Origin of the sequence: Salidesulfovibrio brasiliensis JCM 12178, from assembly GCF_001311825.1 — a bacterium.
In the GTDB taxonomy this organism is placed as follows: Bacteria; Desulfobacterota; Desulfovibrionia; order Desulfovibrionales; family Desulfovibrionaceae; genus Pseudodesulfovibrio; species Pseudodesulfovibrio brasiliensis.
Genome location: NZ_BBCB01000010.1, coordinates 43362 through 57645, shown reverse-complemented (window position 1 = coordinate 57645; position 14284 = coordinate 43362). Strand labels below are relative to the sequence as shown.

Below are 14284 nucleotides of genomic sequence, written 5' to 3'. Positions count from 1 at the left end.
ATTATCCCCTTTGCCGGGTGCAGGGCAACGCCCGCCCGCCGGAGGCATCTTGGGAGAACTCTATGCCTCCGGCGACCCTCCGGGGAATGCCTCCGGCGGCTTAAAGAACCTTTTTGCAAAAAGGTTCTTAAGAATCTCCAAAATCTTCTAGCTTGCCTTCGGCGGGGTTGTCCGGTCGCGCTAGACTTTCGCTTTTTGCAAACGCCTTCAAGTCAGGGAGTGCAGAGGGGATTATCCCCTTTGCCGGGTGCAGGGCAGCGCCCTGCCCGCCGGAGGCATCCAAACAGAGCCCTCGCCGTGGAATCGGCGAGGGCTCTGTTCATCGTATGATCTTGGGTCCTAGAACTCGAGATGGTTTGGTGTTCTTGGGAACGGGATGGCGTCGCGGATGTTGCTGACGCCGGTGACGAGCATGAGCAGGCGTTCGAAGCCGAGGCCGAAGCCTGCGTGGGGGACGGTGCCGAAGCGGCGGGAATCGAGGTACCACCAGTATTCTTCCTCGGGCAGGTCCATTTCCTTCATGCGGGCGTGCAGAACATCGAGGCGTTCTTCGCGCTGGGAGCCGCCGATGATCTCGCCGATGCGGGGCACGAGGCAGTCCATGGCCGCCACGGTGTTGTCGTCATCGTTCAGGCGCATGTAGAAGGGTTTGATGGTTTTGGGGTAGTCGTAGACGTAGAGCGGCTGCTTGAATTTCTCTTCGCAGAGGAAGCGTTCGTGCTCGGTCTGCAGATCCATGCCCCATTCCACGGGATACTCGAACTTTTTCTTGGTCTTTTTGAGAATCTCGATGGCCTCGGTGTAGGGAAGACGGATGAATTCGTTCTTGAGCAGGGTGTCGAGCGTGGGCATGAGGGTCTTGTCCACCCACTTGCCGAAGAGTTCCACATCGTCGGCGCAGTTGTCGAGGATGTGCTGCACCGTGTACTTGATCATCTCTTCACCGAGGTCCATGTCGTCGGAGAGATCGGCAAAGGCCATTTCCGGCTCGATCATCCAGAACTCGGCCACGTGGCGCGGGGTATTGGAGTTTTCGGCGCGGAAGGTGGGACCGAAGGTGTAGACATCGCCGAGGGCGAGGCTGAACATTTCCGCTTCGAGCTGGCCGGAGACGGTCAGGTGTGCGGGCTTGCCGAAGAAGTCCTCTTCGATGGGCGCCTTGGTGCCGTGTTCGAGGCTGCTGACGCGGAACATCTCGCCCGCGCCTTCGCAGTCGGAGCCGGTCAGGATGGGCGTGTGGATGTAGAAGAAATCTTTTTCCGCGAAAAACTTGTGGATGGCCTGCGCCAGCTCGGAGCGGATGCGGAACATGGCGCCGAACTTGTTGGTGCGCGGGCGCAGGTGGGCGATGCCGCGCAGGAACTCGTCGGAGTGGCGTTTTTTCTGGAGCGGGAAGGTTTCGGGATCGGCCTCGCCGAGCATCTTGAGGCTTTTGCCGCGCACTTCCCACTTCTGGCCCTTGCCCGGAGACTCGACCAACTCGCCTTCGATGGCAACGGACGCGCCGGTGCCGATCTTGGCGAGTTCGGCTTCGATTTCGGGCGTGTGGTCGATAACGGTCTGGATGTTCTTGAGGCAGGAGCCGTCGTTCAGTTCGAGAAAGGAGAAGCCCTTGCTGTCGCGCTTGGTACGCACCCAGCCCTTGACGACGATCTCGGGCATTGCGCTTTCTGCATTCAGCAGAGCCTTGATTTTTGTTCTTTTCATTATTTTCCCCCGCAAAATTGTTTTCGGTCTTTCTAGCTGTTCGGAAAACAAATGGCAACGCCCACTGTTGCGTCCGACGCACGCGTGATATACAACCCCTGCACCAACGCACGCAATGATACCGAGAGGACACACAGCAACATGGCTTTCTTTTCGAAGATAAAGAAACTCTGGCAAAGCCCGGACGAGGTGGCCCGCCAGGCGGTCGAGGAATACGTTCAGGAAAAGGGCATCGACGTCGATCTGCCCGAAGCGGCTCCCGAAGCAGCGGAACAGGCTGCCGCCGAACCCGTGGCAGCGCCGACTCCTGAAACGCCCGCGGCCGAACCCGTTTCCGAACCCGTCACCGCCCCGGAAGCCCCCGCCAGCGAAGGCGAGCAGGCCGCTCCGGAGGACTGGCAGAAAGGCCTCGTCCTTGCCCTGCGTCAGGCAGAGCCCAAGCTATCCGAGTGGCTCTCCGTCATCCTCAAGGACATAGACGTCGCGGACGACCGGCTCTGGGAACGCCTTGCGTTCCTCTTTGAATGCCTCGGCGCACCCAAGGACGAAGCACAGGACTTCATCAGCCGCTTCAAGGACTGGCTCGACGACATGGGCTACGAGGCCGTGGAAGAGTTCCGCTCGGAGTTGCAGTACCGCCTCGCCCTCGCGCTGGACCTTGAAGACGAGGAAGACGAGCGCGACAGGCTGTTCCTGAAGCTTTCCGAAGGCATCAGCAAGACCAAGGAAACGCTGACCAAGCACATCGACAGCATGCTCGCCAGCCATGACACCATGGATAACGACTTCTGGGAGGAGTTCGAGGAAATCCTCATCATGGCCGACGTGGGCATGGAAGCGGCCAACCAGCTCATGGAGAGCCTCAAGGCGCGCGCCGCAAGGCCGGGACCACCAACCCCGAGGATTTCAAGGACATCCTGCGCGAAGAGCTGGAAGAGATTTTCCGCACCCCGCCCCGCATCACCGCCGTGAATCCGCCCGAAGTGGTCATGATGATCGGCGTCAACGGCGTGGGCAAGACCACCACCATCGCCAAGCTGGCCCACCGCGCCCAGATGCAGGGCCGCAAGGTGCTCATCGCGGCGGGCGACACCTTCCGCGCCGCCGCCATCGAGCAGCTCGAAGTCTGGGCCGGACGCATCGGCGCAGGATTCTTTGCCAAGGAAGCAGGCTCGGACCCGGCAGCCGTGGCCTATGAAGCCATGGACAAGTGCATCAGCGAGGGCTACGACCTGCTGCTGCTGGACACTGCGGGCCGCCTGCACACCAAGGCGAACCTCATGGAGGAGCTTGAGAAGATCAAGCGCGTGGTGGGCAAGAAGCATGAGGGCGCGCCGCACCGCAGCGTGCTGGTCATCGACGCCACCACGGGCCAGAACGCCCTTTCCCAGACCAAGCTGTTTCACAAGGCCTGCAGCGTGGACGAAATCATCCTGACCAAACTCGACGGGACCGCCAAGGGTGGTGTCGTCGTGGCGGTGGCCCAGCAATTCGGGCTGCCCATTACCTTTGTCGGCCTCGGAGAGAAGATGGAAGATCTGCGCCCGTTCAACGGCGAGGACTTTGCCAAGGCGCTTCTCACCTAACCCCAAAAACCCTTATTCACAGGAACCCTTTGATGTCCGAGGAAATCAAGAACAACGGCCAGGGCGAGGAATCTTTCGCCGAACTGTTTGAACAGTACAGCGAAGGCGGCATGGACGACCTGAACGTCGGCGACAAGGTCAACGGCAAGGTCATCGCCATCGATGCGGGCAGCATCTTTGTGGACACCGGCACCAAACTCGACGGTGTGGTGGAGCGCGAGGAACTCCTTGACGACGACGGCAACCTGACCGTGGCCGAGGGCGACGAGGTCGAACTCTACGTGGTGGGCAAGGACTCCGGCGGCATCCGCCTCTCCCGCGCACTCGCGGGCATCGGCGGGCAGAAGATGCTCGAAGAGGCCAAGGAGGCCAATCTGCCCGTCGAGGGCAAGGTCACCGGCACCAACAAGGGCGGCTTTGACGTCGAGATCATGAAGCGCCGCGCATTCTGCCCGGTCTCCCAGATCGACACCCGCTTTGTGGAGAACCCCGAGGAATACGTGGGCCAGACCTACCAGTTCCTCATCTCCAAGCTCGACAACCGCGGCCGCAACGTCGTTGTCTCCCGCCGCGAACTGCTCATGCGCGAAGCACAGGCCGCCACAGAGGAATTTCTTTCCAAAACCACCGTGGGCGACGAGGTCGAAGGCACCGTCACCCGCATCGCGCCCTTTGGCGCATTCGTGGAGATAGCCCCGGGCCTTGAAGGCATGGTGCATATCTCCGAGCTGGGATACGCCCGCGTACAGCATCCCGAGGAAGCCGTGAAGGTGGGCCAGCGCGTCAAGGCCAAGCTCACCAAGCTCGGCGAGGACGACAAGGGCCGCGCGCGCATATCGCTCTCCATGAAGGAACTGGCGCAGGACCCGTGGGACAGCGTTGTCACGCAGTTCAGCGAAGGCGACAAGGTCACCGGCAAGGTGGTCCGTCTGGCCGACTTCGGCGCGTTCGTGGAGATCGCACCGGGCCTCGACGGCCTCGTGCACGTCTCCGAGATCAGCTACACCCAGCGCGTGCACAAGCCCGCCGATGTGCTGGAGGAAGGCCAGACCGTGTCCGTGAAGATCAAGGGCATCGACGCCGAAAGCCGCCGCCTGTCCCTTTCCATGAAGGACGCCGAAGGCGACCCGTGGCTGGACGTGGCCGAGAAGTACACGCCCGGCCAGAGCGTCACTGGCACCGTCGAAAAGATGGAGCAGTTCGGCCTGTTCATCAATCTTGAACCCGGCATCACCGGCCTGCTGCCCAAGTCCGTGCTCTCCCGCTCGGAAAAAGCGGCCGAGTTCGAGAAGCTCAAGCCGGGCGACGAGACAGCCGTGGTTATCGGCGACGTCAAGGCCGATGAGCGCAAGATCAGCCTGCGCGTTGGCGACGAGCAGGACGGCGACGAATGGAAACAGTACGCAGCCCCCAAGAAATCCAAGCCCGCCGCTTCCGGCGGCTCCGGCGGCGGACTCGGCCTGCTGGGCGAGAAGCTGCAGGAAGCCATGAAGAACAAGAAGTAGCCAGCGCTGCTCAAGGAATATGAAAACGCCCCGGTGACGAACGTCGCCGGGGCGTTTATCCTTTTGGAAATCTCTTCAGCTAGACCGCTATGCTCAGGGCCTGACCGGTAGTGAATTCGCCTTCCTGCTCGGCATTGGCGGAGTAGACTTCATAGGGTTTGCGGTCGCCCTTCCGGTCTCCGTCCATGGCGTCTTCCTTCCACTTATCCGATACAGCCTTGGTCTGCTGCAAAATGGCCATCTGTTCCGCCTGCAGCTGCAGGGATTCGGGCTGAGGCTGTTGGACTTCCTGAGCAGGTTCGTTTGGATCCACGACCTCGACGATATTGCGTCCGCCGAGCCTACTGTGCAGTTCCCGCAGAAATTCGCTGCGAAGCTGCCCATACCGTTCAGCCAGACCGCCCACTTCGGAACCGTAGGAGACGTCGCGGCCACTCTCGCTCTGGCGGTCAAGCTCGTTCAGCGTGCTCTTCGATCCGGCCAGGTGGTCGCGCAGTCTGTCTGAAGTTGCTGCCAGCACACTCTGCGCGTTCTCGGTGTAGAGGTTGCGTCCGGCGTCATGCAGCTTGCCGATACCGTGCTGGATGGACTCGGTACGCATGGTGTTGATGGACTGTTCCCAGTCCTCCATGCTGGCGGGCGAAGGATTCCTGGCCTTGGCCGCGTCAAGGGCGGAGGCAACGATGAAGCTCAGTCTGTCGTGGTCGCCGGTAGCCTGTCCCCGGGCCTCGCTTTCCAGTTTATAGCCGGAAAAAGCGTTTCTGACCCCTGCGGCAAAGGCGTTGTCCGCCTCTTCCATGATGTTTTCCAGTTCCCGGCGGAACGTCGCCGTACTTCCGGAATAGAAGTCACCCACAAGCTCACGGGCCTTGCGGTAGTTGCCGTCGTTTACGGCATCGTCGAGGCGGGAGCGGAAAGACTGGTATTCGGCCTGCGTACGCCCGGCGACCTTGGCTTCGGCACCGTCGCGCATGTAGGAATCGAGTTCGTCCACGATGGTCGCGGCGGCATTTGCTTCGGCCTCCTTCAGGCCGTCACGAATCTCGTCCCAACTGACAGTTTGCAGTTCGACATCGGACTGATAGGCGCCGGTGGCCTTCGTCCCCGCAGAGGGTGACGAAACGCCGCTTGCGCCGCCGTCCGCATAACGCGCAATGCTGGCCGCCCGCTGCTGCAGGACGCCCATGCTTGTCATGCTGTCGAATCCGCCGATTGCCGTCATAAAAGGTACTCCGTTCTCTTCCCTTATCGGACAGGGAAGTGTGGAGCTTTATACCGAGCCGGCGTTGTTTTTCAGAAAGGAGCAGGAACCTCGAAGCAATGGCCGAGGGCACAAAGCCGCTCGTGGTGCAGAAACAGACGGTCCGCATCCGGGCCGCCGTACCGGGTATCCCCGACAATGGGGTGACCGAGGGTTGCCAGATGCGCCCGAATCTGGTGCCGCGCACCCTTTTTGATGCGACAGCGAACGAGCGTACGGTCGTGGTCAGGGTCATAGGAAACGGCCGTTACTTCGGTCCAGCGGGTGTCGTCAGGGGTCTCGTCGTTGATTACGTGCGTGGTCTTGCGATTCTCCGCGTCAAGGGCGAGGCGAACCGTGACCGTCCCGTCAAAACGCCCCGCCACCAGCGCCACGTAATCCTTCTCGATCTGCCCGGCGTCCTCGGCCTTGAGATAGTCACGCCTGGCCTCTTCGGTCAGAGCCACGGCCACAATACCGGATGTGGGCAGATCCAGACGATTCAAAAGCACCGCTGATCGCTCCGGGAAAAGTTCGTCCAGCGCCCCTTCCACCGAGGCATTCCCGCGCCCGGCAATGGCCGCGCTGTGAACGCCTTCCGGCTTGAACACTGCGGCAAGATCGTCGTGAATACCGACAATGTACACACCGAGCGCGTCAGGAGACGGTGTGGCTGTTTCGGCCTCGCCCACGGCTATCTCCATGCCTTCGCGCAGCTTGAGTGACGGTTTGGCAGGACGGCCGTTGACCGTGACGAGTCCTTCGTCGCACATGCGGCGACGAAGACGCAGCCCGGCTTCCGGCAGCAGGTCCCCGAGCGCCCTGTCCAGCCGGACGCCCTCGTTTTCAACGCTGACAGTGAGTTGTTTCCTATTCATGAGAGCCGCAGGATACAGTCGGGTAACGCAACGGGCAAGCGAGAATCCCCCTTTACGGCAAGGGGCATCATATCGTACATATTGCTGCTATTATCATCGGTCCTGCCACTCCGCACCTGTAACCGAGGAGGCTCCCGTGAGTTTCGACGTCCTGTGGATTTCCCGCGACGAAATAGAGTCCCTGAACATCACCATGCCCATGGTCATGAACGCCGTGGAGCGGGGGTTTGCCGCCATCGGCAACGGTGAAGTGGAGATGCCTGCAAAGATCGGCGTGCATCCGCGCGAAGACTGCTTCATCCACGCCATGCCCTGCCACGTTGGCGGCGCAGTGGACCGCACCGGGGTCAAATGCGTTTCCGGGTATCCGCCGAACACGCCCAAGGGGCTGCCCTACATCACCGGGGTCATGGTCCTTAACGACGCCGAAACCGGAATTCCCAAGGCCGTCATGGACGCGGGCTGGATCACCGCATGGCGCACCGGGGCGGCCTCCGGCGTCTACGCAAAGCATTTCGGCAGCAACGAGACGCAGACCGTGGCTATCATCGGCGCGGGCGTGCAGGGCCGCGTAAATCTCATTGCCATGCGCGAGGTCTTCCCGGCCCTGAACCGCGTGAACATCTACGACATTTCCGAGGAACAGATCGGCAATTTCCTCTTCGACATGCAGCCGGAACTGCCCGACGCGGGCTTCCGGGTCTGCCGCACCCTCAAGGAAGCGTGCCTCGACGCGGACGTAATCATCACCTGCACCCCCATCGTGGAGGAGCCGCCCCGGCCCATCGCCATGGACTGGATCAAGCCCGACGCTTTGTGCATCTCCGTTGACTACGACGCGGCCTTCAGCGCCGAGATCATGCAGAAGAGCATCTTCACGGTGGACAATCACGGCCAGTACCTCTGGACGCAGGAACAGGGCGTCTACTTCCAGAACGGCTACCCGCTACGCGAGGAAATCCACTCCGACATGGGTGAAATCTGCGCGGGCATCAAGACCGGCGTTCGCGAAGGGCTTCGCGGCGCGGTGCTCATGGGCATCGCCAGCCACGACGTCATGACCGCGTCCCTCATCTTCGATCAGGCCGTGGACAAGGGCCTCGGCACCAAAGTGGCCCTGTAGATGGATCCGCGCGGCTACATTTACATGCTCGCCGCAGCCTTCATGTGGGGGCTGATCGGCGTATTCACCAAGTTTCTGCTGGAAGAAGGAATCTCCGCACTGGAGATAGCGTACTGGCGCGCCGTCTTCGCGTGGCTGCTCTTCGTGGCACATGCGAGGGTGAAAAGACGGGTCTGGGTCCATCTTGCCGACCTGCCGGTGCTCCTGAGCTTCGGCTTCGTCTGCGTGACCCTCTTCTACGCGTCCTACCAGCTCGCCATCCGCGACGTGGGTGTGGCGCTGGCGGCCGTGCTGCTGTACACGGCTCCGGCTTGGGTGGCCTTTCTCTCATGGCTGACCCTCGGGGAGCGCATGACAACGATCAAGACCACCACCGTTGCAATGACCATCACCGGCGTTGCCGCCATCAGCCTCGGCCCCAAACTCATGGGCGGCGCGGCCATCGAGCTGAACGTCTTCGGCCTGCTGGCAGGGCTGACCGCCGGGCTGACCTACGCGCTCTACTATATCTTCGGCAAGAAATGGCTGTACCGCTACTCCACGCCGACCATCTTCGTGTACGCCCTGCCCTTCGGCGCGCTGGTGCTGATGCCCTTCGTGGACTTTGTTCCCAAAAGCTTCACCGCGTGGATGCTGCTCGCGGGCATCGGCGCGGTCTGCTCCTACGGGGCCTTTACCGCATACTACGCGGGACTGAGACGCCTTGAAGCAACCAGCGCGGCGATCACCGCCACCTTCGAGCCCGTTGTGGCGGGCATACTGGCCTACGCACTCTTTGACGAAAAATTCGGGCCATGGGGGTATGCGGGCAGCGCGCTTATCCTTCTGGCCGTATTCATGGCCGTTCTGTTCAGCAGTAAAAAGGCAAAATAAACCATGTCCGAACTTCAGCAAGTCAAGGCAGCGGCAGGGTCGGGAAAGACCTACCAGCTCACGCGGCGCTTCCTCTCCCTCGTGGACGGAGCCAGTACAGAAGACGTGCCCCGCGTCTGCGGCGAACGCGTCAGGGAAGGCTATTCATGGCCGGAAATCCTCGCCGTGACCTTTACCAACAAGGCCGCCGCCGAGATGAAGGAACGTGTTGTCGAGGCGCTCAAGGAAGGCGCGCTCGGCAAGGGCGACCGCGCCCGGCTCGACGGGCATGACCCGGCCCGCGACGAAGCCGCGCTCAAGGACATCCTGCGCCGCTACCACCGGCTGAACATCCGCACCATCGACTCCCTGCTCGCCCTTGTGCTGCGCCTCTTCGCGCTGGAGAAAGGGCTTGATCCCGGCTTTGACGTGGTCTTTGACGAGGACGACCTCTTCGAGGAGGTCTGGAGCGACTTCATGGCCCGCTGCGAAGCCGATCAACCGGAGCGGGACCGCTTCGCTGCCATGCTCCACGCCGTTCTGCGCATCGAATCCAAGAAGGGATTTCTCATACAGGACGCCATCCGGGAGCGCGTGCTCAAGCTCGTCCAATTCCTGCGCACCGCCGGAAAGCCCGACACGGACGGCGCGGCCATGGAAGAAGTATTGAAAAAGGCCAACGCGAAAATGAAAAGGGCCGTTGCCGCCATGCAAAAGCACGTCACGGACCGCGACATGGCCGTTAACGCCAATTTCCCGAAAGCCCTCGCAAAACTCGACGACATCGGTCTTTACGACGAACTTGAAAACGAATCCAAATTTCTCTCCAAGGACTCCCTGACCGAGTGCTGCAACAAGAAGGGCATCCCGCTCGTGGATGACGAAGGCGAGCGCGTCTACGCCGCCCTCAAGGACGAGTGGAACGAGTGGAAACGGGTGCAGACGCTCATGAAGGGCGCTGGCTCGCTGGCTCCGGCCGTGGAGGTCGCCGAAGACCTGCTGGAAAGACTCGCCGAGGTGGAACGGCGGCAGGGCAAGGTGGTGGGCAGCGGCATCGCGGGATACGTTGCCAGACTGCTTCAGGACCCGGCCGTTCCCGAAGCGTTCTGCCGTCTCGGTTCCCGGCTGCACCACCTGCTCGTGGACGAATTTCAGGACACCAGCCGCGACCAGTGGTCGGCCATGACCCCGCTGGCAGAGGAATGCCTCTCCAAGGGCGGCTCCCTCTATTACGTGGGCGATGTGAAGCAGGCCATCTACGGCTGGCGCGGCGGCGACGCGGACCTCTTCGACGAGGTCATCGATCAGGCCGGACTTGCCGAGGTCGCATCCGACCGCTCCGCCAGCACCCTGCCGGACAACTGGCGCAGCTTTGAGGAAGTGGTTCGCTTCAACAATGATTTCTTCAGGCGGCTGGAGCGCGGCAGGGCTGCCAATGAACTGGCCGCATCCGTGCTGATTGACGCGGACCTGACCATAAAGGCCGACTTCGCACGGCAGATCAACAGCGACTTCACGGACTGTGCACAGGGCATTGCCCCCCGCAACGCCGAAACCGGCGGCTACGTCCGGCTGGAGCGGCTCTCCGGCGGGGACAAGAGCGCCGTGGAGGAGCAGACCCTTGAGAAGCTCTCCGGCCTGATGGACGAACTCTCCGGCAGGCGCGAACTGAAGGACATCGCCATTCTGGTGCGCGGTAAGAAGCACTCTGACCCGGTCTGCGACATGTTGCTGGAACGAAACATCCCGTTCATTACGGAATCCAGCCTGCGCCTTGACCGGCACCCGGTGGTGCGAGAACTGGCCGCGCTGCTCGAATACATCGACGCACCGCGCGACGACACGGCGTTCGCCACCTTCATCACCGGCCCGTGGCTCTTTCAACCAGCGTCCGGCCTCACGCCCGAGGCGGTGCTGGAATTCATGGCCCGGTACGCTGACGGCCCGCTGGCCGCGCGGTTCCGCAAGGCATTTCCCGAGGCATGGCAGACATGCATCGCGCCCTTCCTCAATCAGGCCGGGCTGATGACGCCCTACGATCTGACGCAGGAGGCCGTGGAAGCATTTGCCGTGCTTGAGCGCTACCCGGACGCCGAACTGTACGTTCGCCGCTTCCTCGAAGTGGTCCACCTTGCCGAGGAATCCGGCTTCGGCTCGCTTACGGAGTTCCTCGACTACTGGCGCGAGAACTCCGAGGAAGAGAAGGTCCCCCTGCCCGAAAACGTGGACGCGGTGCGGGTTATGACCATGCACAAGTCCAAGGGACTGGAATTTCCGGTGGTCATCGTGCCGTTCCACGACTGGGACGCCTCACCAAAACCCTACGAGTTTACGCTGGTTCGCGAGGGCGGCATGAGCCTCGTGACCACCTTCCGCAAAGGCCTCGGTGCCCCATACTGGCAGCAACTCGCCAAAAACAGCCGTGAGCAGCTCAACCTGCTGTACGTGGCGTGGACCCGCGCGGCGCAGGAGCTGTATGGCTTCTGGGTGGATACGCCGCCGCAGAAGTCCAGTCCGCACCCCGCACTTGATGCGATCAGGCTGGCCTTTGACGGACAGGACATCGTGGAACACGGCACGCGGCCCGATCCCGGTCCTGCTGCCGAAAAGCCACAGCCTGCCCCCGGTCATGCCCTGCCCCCCCGAACCGAACCGCCGGAGCTTGGCAAGTGGCTGCCGAGGATGCGCGTGCACCGCCACACCCGCGACGAATTCTTCTACAGCGAACGCACACGCGGCGATCTGGCGCACAAGGCGTTTGAGAACCTGCGGCCCACCGGCGATGACGAGGCTGACGCACGGCGCGCGGTGCTGCTGGCCCTGCGCGCTTTCCCCGCCATCTGCGGCGACACCCGCGATGCAGCGGAAACGGACGTCACCTCCATGCTGCGCTGGGCGTTGCGTGAGCCGGTGCTCCGCCCCCTGCTGGAGACCGGCGACTACGAAGTGGAGGTTCTCGGCGAGGACGGCGAATACCGTCGCCTCGACCTGCTTGCCGTTGGCCCCGACGAGGCCGTGGTGCTGGACTTCAAGACCGGCCAGCCCGACCCGAAACACGACCAGCAGGTGCGCGACTACCTCGCCCTGCTGCGGGACATGCCGGACCTGCCGCCCGGTCGGCGGGGACTGCTCGCCTACCTCGACCTGCACGAAGTCCGCGACGTGAGGGAGGCATAGATGGAACCGATTCGCATCATCCCATGGACCCGCCGCTTCGTGGAAGGCCTCGGCGACGAGCTGACCGGACGACCCGAGTTTTCCGACCATGTCGTGATCTTCACCCACGACAGACCGCGCCGCTACATGCGTGAATATCTCAAGGACCACATCGGCCTGCCGCGCCCCTGTCGCATGCCGCAAATCACCCACATGGCCGCCTTCGTGCAGCAGATTCGCGACGAGCTTTCCGGCCCCATGCGACAGGCCAACCGGCTTGACCGCATCGAGCTGCTCTACCGCATCGTGCACGACCTGCGGCGTGACGGATCCGGCCTGCTGGCGACTCTGCCCGAACTCTCGCGCGACAAGTTTCTGCCATGGGGCGGCAAGCTGGCCGACCTCATGGAAGACCTCTTCCGTCAGGACGCCGACCCCATGGACATCGCGCTTGCTGGCGGCGAGGTGGCCGATTATGCGGCGGCCCTTCTTGAACAGCTTTCCGCCATCCACGAGGCCTACCTCAAGGAACTGAACCACAGGGGCTGGACCACCGGCGGCCTTGACCTGCAGTTTGCCGCGGCCAACGCCCACGCGGTGGCCGACCTCATGGACGGGAAACGGATCGTCGCGGCGGGCTTCTATGCGCTCTCCCATGCCGAGGACGTCCTGATGAAGACGCTCTGGCAGCGGGGGCTTCTGGAGGTCTGGTGGCACTCCGACCCTGCAATCGCCTACCGGGAGCACAGCCACTGGGCCGTGTTCGAGCACCGTGCATGGCGGGACGACTGGCACGCGTCCGCAGTGGTGCACGGCGACGAGACAGAGCGCCAGACCGAGCTACGTTTCGTGGAAGGGTTTGACCGACACTCCCAGCTCAAGGCACTTGGCGAAGAGCTTGGCCGCGACCCCGAGCACTCCGACACCGCCGTGGTGCTGCCCGATCCCGGCGCGCTCATGCCGGTACTGCACCACCTGCCCGAAGAGGACGTGAACATCTCCATGGGCTACCCGCTGGACCGCACCCCGCTGGCCCGGCTGCTGGAAATCCTGATGCGCTTGCAGGAAAACCGCGACAGCGACGGCCTGTATTTCTGGAAGGACTGCGTGGCCCTACTGCGCCACCCCTTCATCCGCATGCTCGGCGACGACGACTACCGGCGCACCCTGCACCTGCATGAAGGCGCGCTCAGGATCGGCCCGGCCCGCGTGGATCCGCGCCACTGGGACGCGCCCTATGGCGTCAGCCCGCTGGACGACGTCAGCGGTGTCGCAGTGGAGGAAACCCGGAAGGCTGTCTTCAATACCTGTCTGACCCTTTTCGAAGAGGCGGACACCCTTGCCGGGGTAGCGGATGCCCTCGACGGGTTCGGCAGACTGCTGCATGAACGCGGCAAAAAAGTGCTGATCGCGCACCTCATGGACGCGGAATGCCTGCACCGCCTGCTACACGGGGCGTCCCCGGCCCTACGGGACACGCTGGCCTCGCACGAGCGGTTCGCCCTGCCCGTACTGTTTGCCATGCTCCGGCAGCAACTCTCGGCGGAGCGCGTCTCCTTCGAGCCGGAGCCGCTCTCCGGGCTACAGGTGCTCGGCGTGCTGGAAACGCGCCTGCTGCACTTCCGCAAGCTCATCCTCATGGACGCGGTGGAGGAGCGCATTCCCGGCACCAACCCGCACGACCCGCTGCTCCCCGACACCCTTCGCCGGGAGCTGGGTCTGCCCGGCGTACGCCGCCGCGACTACGTGGCCGCCTACAACTTCCACCGTCTCGTCAAGGGCGCGGACGAAGCCGTGATCCTGTATCAGGCCGGAGTACAGCCGGGACTGCTTGATTCCAAGAGCATCCGCAGCCGCTTTGTGGAGCAGCTTCTCTGGGACGAGGAAAAAAAACGCGGTGCCATCGTGGAGGTGGGCGATGCCCTGCTGCAACCCGTCACCATGCGCTCCAGCCCGGTTCCCACTGGCGTGACCGGCATCCCCGTGACCGACACTATCCGTAAAGAATTGCGGACCAAGCTCGCCAAACAGGGCCTCTCGCCTACGCGGCTGGACGCCTACCTGCGCTGCCCCAAGCAGTTCTTCTTCGAGTATCTGGCCCGCCTGCGCGAGGACTCCCGGCCCGAAGACGAACTGAACCGCCACCTCGGCAACGTCATCCACGACACCCTGCAGGAGTTTCTAACCCCGCACCTCGGGCGCACCGTGGACATCAGCGGCCTGAGTCAGGACAACCT

General features: G+C 62.7%; 7 protein-coding genes and 2 pseudogenes. 6 read left to right on the top strand and 3 right to left on the bottom strand.

Annotated elements, in window-relative coordinates:
- Positions 1-339 precede the first annotated feature (339 nt).
- A complete protein-coding gene (gene asnS / locus JCM12178_RS05140; protein ID WP_054649356.1) occupies positions 340-1707 on the bottom strand; it encodes an asparagine--tRNA ligase in 1368 nt (455 codons plus the stop codon).
- 141 nt (positions 1708-1848) lie between these two features.
- On the opposite strand from asnS, the pseudogene ftsY reads away from it, so the two are divergent.
- Both ftsY and JCM12178_RS05130 read left to right on the top strand, forming a co-directional pair.
- Positions 1849-3293, top strand: a pseudogene (gene ftsY, locus JCM12178_RS05135) (signal recognition particle-docking protein FtsY).
- A gap of 32 nt (positions 3294-3325) precedes the next feature.
- Entirely contained in the window at positions 3326-4798 is a 1473-nt protein-coding gene (locus JCM12178_RS05130; RefSeq protein WP_054649354.1) for a 30S ribosomal protein S1, read from the top strand.
- A gap of 79 nt (positions 4799-4877) precedes the next feature.
- Here JCM12178_RS05130 and JCM12178_RS05125 read toward each other — a convergent pair whose 3' ends face one another.
- Both JCM12178_RS05125 and JCM12178_RS05120 read right to left on the bottom strand, forming a co-directional pair.
- A complete protein-coding gene (locus JCM12178_RS05125) occupies positions 4878-6020 on the bottom strand; it encodes a hypothetical protein (RefSeq protein WP_054649352.1) in 1143 nt (380 codons plus the stop codon).
- Between the two features lie 71 nt (positions 6021-6091).
- A complete protein-coding gene (locus JCM12178_RS05120; RefSeq protein ID WP_054649350.1) occupies positions 6092-6916 on the bottom strand; it encodes an RluA family pseudouridine synthase in 825 nt (274 codons plus the stop codon).
- Between the two features lie 136 nt (positions 6917-7052).
- Between JCM12178_RS05120 and JCM12178_RS05115 the strand changes: the two genes are divergently transcribed.
- The 4 genes and pseudogenes from JCM12178_RS05115 to JCM12178_RS20695 form a co-directional block, all read left to right on the top strand.
- On the top strand, positions 7053-8039 hold the full coding sequence (locus tag JCM12178_RS05115; RefSeq protein ID WP_083465750.1) for an ornithine cyclodeaminase family protein: 987 nt from the start codon (positions 7053-7055) through the stop codon (positions 8037-8039).
- Positions 8040-8912, top strand: coding sequence for a DMT family transporter (locus JCM12178_RS05110; RefSeq protein WP_054649348.1), 873 nt, complete (start codon positions 8040-8042; stop codon positions 8910-8912). It abuts the gene before it with no gap.
- Positions 8913-8915: 3 nt separating this feature from the next.
- Entirely contained in the window at positions 8916-12068 is a 3153-nt protein-coding gene (locus JCM12178_RS05105) for a UvrD-helicase domain-containing protein (protein ID WP_054649346.1), read from the top strand.
- Positions 12069-14276: pseudogene (locus tag JCM12178_RS20695) on the top strand (PD-(D/E)XK nuclease family protein); the annotation flags it as partial.
- Positions 14277-14284: the final 8 nt, after the last annotated feature.